The following is a 6,536-nucleotide window of genomic DNA, read 5'->3' on the forward strand; positions in this document are numbered from 1 at the left end:
ATCTGGGGTCGAGCACGTTCCTGGAGAAGAACGCCGACGCCTTCACCAGTGCTGCCGTGGCTAACGGCCTGCCAGTTCTCAGCCCCTACGAGCATCTGGTCGGCGAGTCCCAAGCGCTGATGTCGGTGGCCGCCCGCGACTACGACGTCGGCAAGCTTGCGGGAGACCAAGTGGCCAAGATCCTGATGGAGAACGCCAAGCCCGGCGACATGCCGGTCGTAGCTATCGACAAGTTTGCCTATCTGGTGAACATGAAGGTTGCCAGGAAGCTCAACCTGCTCCCGCCGGTTGAGTTCCTGCAATTTGTAGAGAAGGTGGAGTAGCTTTGGGAGGAACTGCCCGCCTCCTTCTCCAGATTCTAACTCAAAACTAACGCTGTGGAACCTCCGGGGCCCCGCCTCCAAGCGCGGCCGTGACGATACATCAATTAGGCTTCGCTGAATTAGGGATGACTGAAACCTGCCACAGGTTTCCGGTCCGGGGGTGCGGCGGATGTCGAAGCTCACAGCCAACTTGCTCCTGCTTGCGGACGCAGCCTTCTGTCGCGCACAGGCGCGCGGCAGATTTCCTGCGTCGCCGGACCGGCAAGCCGGAAAGCGTGCCCATTCCTTGCTGAGACTGGCGACGCTCGCCGCCGCGGCGTTTTGGGCGCCGGCCACGCAGGCCGCCAACGTCGATGGCGCGAAGATGAACGTCGACGTCGCCGTGGTCTTCGCCGTCGACTTCTCCTCCTCGATCGATCCCAAGATCGCCGACCTGCAGCGCGAGGGGCATGCCGCGGCGCTCACCTCGCCCGAGATCATCAGCGCCATCTCCCAGAATTACATCGGCTGCATCGGCGTGGCCTATTTCGAATGGTCGAGCCCCGGCTACTCGCGCACCGTGCTGCCTTGGACGCGCATCTGCGGCCTGGAAGACGCCAAGGCAGCAGCGTCGGTGATCAGAGGAAAAGGCGATACCGGCTACCTCCGTCGAGGCCGGGGCGGGACTTCGGTTTCGGCGGCAATCGACGTCGGAAGCCTTCTACTCGGGGAGTTTCCCGGAAATGCCATGAAGAAGGTGATCGATATCTCCTCCAACGGCGAGAACAATGACGGGCTGCCCGTCCAGCCGAGCCGGGAAAACGCCATCGCCAGGGGATACACGATCAACGCGATCGCCATTCCGGCGGACGACGAGGATTCCGCCCAACCGCTGGCATCCTACTTTGCGCGATCCGTCATCGGAGGCTCACAAGCCTTCGTGATGTCACCGAAGGGAGCGCACGACTACGTCACGGCCCTTCGGCGCAAGCTGGTGACCGAAGTGAGCATGAATGTCGACGTTCCGGCAGCCGGCATTCAATAGGCTTGCGCGACCGCAACTTCGATCGTGATGCTGGCGCGCCGCGCGCGATAACGGCGCAGGGCCGACCCTCATCCTTCCCTTAGCCAGACCAGCATCTCGCCGGGATCGCGGTTGTCCCAGGCGAAGTACGGGACCGCCTTGAGCTTCGTTTCGTCCATGGCAGGCGGCTCGGCGCGGTAGAGATCGCCGCCCCAGTTCTCCGTCTCGGCCCGGCTGCCGATAGCCGAAAGCGTGACGATGCCGCCGAGCAGGTTCGGCTCGGCATGCGCCTCGAGCCTGGCCTCGCGCGGCAGGGCGATGCGATGCAGCCCGCCGCCATTGTCGGTTTCCTCGACGCAGTAGATCAGCGGGCCGCGCGCCAGCGCCACGCGGCCGATGTCTTGCCGCACGTGTGGATTGGCAAAGAGGCGCGCCATCGACATTTCGAGGTCGAGCTCGACCCTGTCGCCCTGGCACCATTCGCCCCGGATCGCGGCGTAGCCGTCGCTCGTCGCCGTATCGAGATCGACCAACTTGCCATTCACCTGCAGCGCCGCCTTGCGGCACCAGGCGGGTATGCGCAGGTGAAGCGTGAACTCGACCGGCGTCTCCGCCTCGATCTCGATCGCGACCGCGCCGTCCCATGGATAGTTGCTGGTCTGGACGAGGCTGACGGGCCGGCCGGCGATCTCGAAGCGGGCGGTCGAGTCGCCGTAGAGATGCACGGCCAGCGCATCGTCGGCGAGGCCGTAGAAATAGGAGCCGATGGAGGCCACCATGCGGCCGATATTGGGCGGGCAGCACGGGCAGCGGTGCCACTTCCAGCGATGGTGGCCGCCCCGGCTCTCCAGCGGGTTCTCGTAGAAGAACAGCGAGCCGTCGAGCGACAGGCCCGAGATCGAGCCGTTGTAGAGCGCGCGCTCCATCATGTCGGCGTAGCTGGCGTTCGGCCCCATGCCGAGCATGCGGCTCGCCCAGAACACCAGGCCGACCGAGGCGCAGGTCTCGGCATAGGCGGTCTCGTTGGGCAGGTCGTAGTCGCTGGTGAAGCCTTCATTGTGCGCCGACGGCCCGAGGCCGCCGGTGACATAGAGGCTCTTGGTCGTCAAATCGTCCCACAGCCTGTCGAGTGCCGCGCGCAAGCTGTCGTCGCCATATTCGGTCGCAATGTCGGCCATACCGGAGAAGAGGTACATCGCCCTGACCGCGTGGCCGACGACCTTATCCTGCTCGCGCACCGGCTTGTGCGACTGATTGTATTCGTAGGTCTTGAAATGATAGGCCTTCGGGTCGGCGCCGCGGGCGCGCGCCTCCTCGTCGAAATAATGCGGCTGCTGGCCACGCTGGTCGATGAAATATTTGGCGAGCTCCATGTATTTCTTCTCGCCCGTCGCTCGCGCCAGCTTGACCAGCGCCAGCTCGATCTCCTCATGGCCGCAGTAGCCCTTCCTTTTGCCGGGTTCCGGGCCGAACATCGAGGCGATGTGGTCGGCATAGCGGCACATGATGTCGAGCAGCTTGCGCTTGCCCGTCGCCTGGTAGTAGGCGACGGCGCCCTCGATCAGGTGGCCGGCGCAATAGAGCTCGTGGCAATCGCGCAGGTTGGTCCAGCGCAGGCCGGGCTGGATGCGCTGGTACCAGCTCGATAGATAGCCGTCCGGCTGCTGCAGCTTGCCGTACATGTCGATGACGGCATCGATCTTCTTTTCCAATTCCGGATTGCGGCGACGGTAGAGCGAATAGGCCGCGGTCTCGATGGTCTTGCCCCAGTCGGAATCCCAGAACATCTGCGTCGTCACCGTCGATCCGGTGAACTCGGCGCCCTGGGCGCCCGCCTCATCCGGCGACGGCGAATGGAACGGAATGACGACGCCCGGCGACGGCCGGTCCGGATCGATCTGCTCCAGCATGCGCGCCTCGACGCAGCGGTCGTAGAGGATGCCGGCGGTCTTGCTAGCCACCGCATCGACCCGGTCGCCCCAGAAGCCGCGGACATCGACCTGCGGCACCGGCAGCGGCCGGAAGGCGAGCTTCGGCTTGGCAGTGTCGGTTGCGGCGGCGGGCTGCGATGCGGTCATAACGTCACTCCATTCGAATGCGGCAAATCATTTGACGGCCCCGGCCATCAGGCCGCGGATGTAGAAGCGCTGCAGCGCCAGGAACAGGATCAGGCAGGGCACCATCATCACCGTGACGCCCGCCTGCACCGCGCCCCAGTCGATGGCGCCGAAGCGGCCGGATTGCAGCGCGGTCATCATCACCGGCAGGGTGAACTTGGACTGGTCGGTCATCAGCACGAGCGCCGCCAGGAATTCGTTCCAGGCGCCGAGGAAGGCGAACAGCGCGATGGTGACGACGCCCGGCCAGACCAGCGGCAGCATCACCTTGACCAGCATGGTGACGTTGTTGGCGCCGTCCATGCGCGCGGCCTCCTCGATCTCGCGCGGCACGGCATCGAATGCGTTGCGCATCATGAAGATCGAGAACGGCAACTGCAGCGTGACGTAGACGCAGACGAGCCCCGTCAGCGTGTTGTGGAGGCCGAGCCTCGTCAGCACCAGGAAGATCGGCGTCAGGATCGACTGGAACGGGATCATGATCGTCGACAGGATGAGGACGAAGAAGAAATCCCGGAACGGGAAGCGGAAACGCGAGAAGCCGTAGCCGGCGAGCACGCTGACCAGCACCGAGAGCAACACCGTCATTGCCGAGACATAGATACTGTTCTGCGCCGAGGCCCAGAGCCCGTCGCCGAAGCTGTTCAGCGTCTGATAATTCTCGATCGAGAAGCCGGTGGTCGGCCAGGGCGGCAGCGGCGGCTGGCGCGCCTCCTGCGCCGGCTTGAAGGTCGACAGCACGGTCCAGACGATCGGCGCCAGGAACAGCACCGAGGCGATGATGCCGGTGGAATGCCTGGCGAGGTTGAAGGCCGCCTTGCGGTTCTGTGACATCACCTCGGCCATCAGTCGAGCCCCTCGGGCTTGCGCAGCAGCCAGAGCTGGATGAGGCTGAGCGCCACCAGGATGATCAAGAGCACCATCGAGAGCGCCGCGCCGTAGCCGAGCTTGAACGACACGAAGGACTGGTTGAAGATCCAGTACACGGCCGTCAGCGTCTGGTTGCGCGGGCCGCCGCGCAGGATGATGTAGAACTGGTCGAAGGCGAGGATCGAGCCCGCGACCGACAGGATCAGCGCCAGCGCCAACGTGCGGCGCATCAGCGGCAAGGTGATCGCCCTGAACCTCGCGAACGGCCCTGCCCCGTCGATGACGGCGGCCTCCTGCAGGTCCTGCGGGATCGACTGCAGCCCAGTCATCAGGATGATCATGGTGAAGCCGGCGACCTTCCAGACCACCATGGCGATGATCGACCAGAAGGCCGGCTGGAAGGTGGCGAGAAGATTGACCTTCTTCTCGGTCAGGCCGAGGTCGAAGGCGGCCGGGCTGAACAGGCCGGAATCGACATTCAAGAGCCATGACCAGAGCAGGCTCGCCGATGCGAATCCCACCACCGCCGGCATGAAGAAGGCGGTGCGGTAGAGATTGGTGAGCGGACGCGGCCGCTCGATGAAGATCGCCAGCGGAAAGGCGACGGCGAAGATCGCGATGGTGACGACCACCGTGTAGTAGAAGGTGAATTTGAGCGCGTTCCAGAAGCGGGTGTCGCGCAGGATCGCAAAATAGTTGTCGAGGCCGATGAAGGCATGCTCGCCCATTAGCGGCCAGTTGTGCAGCGACATCCACGCCGTCATGCCGAGCGGGATGACGAAGAAGACGGTGACGAGGGCCACCGCCGGCAGGACATAGAGCATGCCCATCCATTGCCGGCGGCTGACGCCGGCGCGCGTCCGGGCGAGAGCGGAGGTGGCGATGATGGCGGTCATGGTTTCGCTCCCCCTTCTCCCCTTGTGGGGTCCGAAGGACGGGGCGAGACCCGTGGCTCGCCCCCGGGCGGTGGATCGGCGCGCAGCGCCGAGACGGATGAGGGGTGTTCCAGCGGAGTGAGACGCTGGCTTTCCCTGGAGCACCCCTCATCCGTCGCCTTCGGCGACACCTTCTCCCACAAGGGGAGAAGGGAACGCGTCACTACACCAGCGGCTTCAACGCCACCCACAGCGCGCCGCCGATCAGCCCCAGAAAGATCAGCCAGCCGACCTGATTGTTCGACTTGAACAGCTTCAGGCACTGATCCGGATTGTCGATGTCGAGCCGGATGATCTGGCGCGCCATATGCGCGCCGGCCGCAATCAGGCCGGCCAGCGCCGGCATCGGCACCTGCGCCGAGGCGAAAGCGATGGCGAAGCAGACGAGCGTGCCGCCATAGAGCCCGACCAGCCAGGTCTTGGTGTTGTCGCCGAAAAGCCGCGCCGTCGAGCGCACGCCGACAAGGGCGTCGTCTTCCTTGTCCTGATGCGCGTAGATCGTGTCGTAGCCGATCACCCATAGGATCGAGCCGATATAGAGCATGATGGCCGGCCCATCGAGATCGCCGAACTCGGCCGCCCAGCCCATCAGCGCGCCCCAGGAGAAGGCCAGGCCAAGCACGAATTGCGGCCAGTTGGTGATGCGCTTCATGAACGGATAGACCGCGACGATCGCAAGAGAGGCGATGCCGAGCGGAATGGCGAAGCTGTTGAATTGAAGCAGCACCGCGAGCCCGACCAGCGCCTGGATGACCAGGAACGCCCAGGCCTGGCGCCGTGTCACCTTGCCGGCCGGCAGCGGACGCGAGCGGGTGCGCTCGACCTGGTTGTCGATGTCCTCGTCGGCGAGGTCGTTGTAGGTGCAGCCGGCGCCGCGCATGGCGACGGCGCCGACGAAGAACAGCAACAGGTACCAGGGCGCCGGCAGTAGCGTCAGCAGCGGGTCGGTCGGACGCGGATAGGCGCTTGCCGCAAGGGCCGCTGACCACCAGCAGGGCCACAAAAGCAATTGCCAGCCGATCGGCCGGTCCCAGCGCGCGAGCTGCGCGTAGGGCCACAGCCAGCGCGGCAGCACCCTGTAGACCCAATGGCCGCTCGGCGCATCAGCGACGCGGCCCTGGGCCGCTTTCGACTGGATGGTTTCCATGGATGCTGGAGTGGCAGCACGAATAGGCGTCGTCAAGCGGCAGCTAGAGCAATTCCAGGAAAAGTGTGAAGCGGTTTTCCGTCCGGAATTGCGTGAAAACAAAGAGATAGAGTGGTTCGCCGTTTCCGTGAAACGGTGAAC

Annotated in this window: 6 protein-coding genes; 2 read left to right on the forward strand and 4 right to left on the reverse strand. The window is 64.6% G+C overall.

Annotated elements, in window-relative coordinates; genetic code table 11:
• Both EOA29_RS21030 and EOA29_RS21035 read left to right on the forward strand, forming a co-directional pair.
• Nucleotides 1–323: ABC transporter substrate binding protein (locus EOA29_RS21030; protein ID WP_281061099.1), on the forward strand; the 323-nt coding region annotated here is incomplete at its 5' end.
• 364 nt (nt 324–687) lie between these two features.
• Complete coding sequence (locus tag EOA29_RS21035; protein WP_126095940.1) at nt 688–1,347, forward strand: DUF1194 domain-containing protein; 660 nt, start codon at nt 688–690, stop codon at nt 1,345–1,347.
• 68 nt (nt 1,348–1,415) lie between these two features.
• Here the strand turns inward: EOA29_RS21035 and EOA29_RS21040 are convergent, their stop codons facing one another.
• The 4 genes from EOA29_RS21040 to ubiA all read right to left on the reverse strand — a co-directional run bounded on the left by EOA29_RS21040 (nt 1,416) and on the right by ubiA (nt 6,395).
• Nucleotides 1,416–3,404: a glycoside hydrolase family 127 protein gene (locus EOA29_RS21040; protein WP_126094388.1), complete on the reverse strand. Its 1,989-nt coding sequence runs from the start codon at nt 3,402–3,404 to the stop codon at nt 1,416–1,418.
• A 27-nt stretch (nt 3,405–3,431) separates the two neighbouring features.
• The gene (locus EOA29_RS21045) at nt 3,432–4,289 is read right to left on the reverse strand and encodes a carbohydrate ABC transporter permease (RefSeq protein WP_126094389.1); all 858 of its coding nucleotides are present in this window, start codon (nt 4,287–4,289) and stop codon (nt 3,432–3,434) included.
• Complete coding sequence (locus EOA29_RS21050; RefSeq protein ID WP_126094390.1) at nt 4,289–5,209, reverse strand: sugar ABC transporter permease; 921 nt, start codon at nt 5,207–5,209, stop codon at nt 4,289–4,291. Before EOA29_RS21050 ends, EOA29_RS21045 begins: the two co-directional genes overlap by 1 nt.
• A gap of 202 nt (nt 5,210–5,411) precedes the next feature.
• Nucleotides 5,412–6,395: a 4-hydroxybenzoate octaprenyltransferase gene (gene ubiA, locus EOA29_RS21060; protein WP_127221407.1), complete on the reverse strand. Its 984-nt coding sequence runs from the start codon at nt 6,393–6,395 to the stop codon at nt 5,412–5,414.
• Nucleotides 6,396–6,536: the final 141 nt, after the last annotated feature.

Origin of the sequence: Mesorhizobium sp. M1E.F.Ca.ET.063.01.1.1 (assembly GCF_003998155.1) — a bacterium.
Lineage (GTDB): Bacteria > Pseudomonadota > Alphaproteobacteria > Rhizobiales > Rhizobiaceae > Mesorhizobium.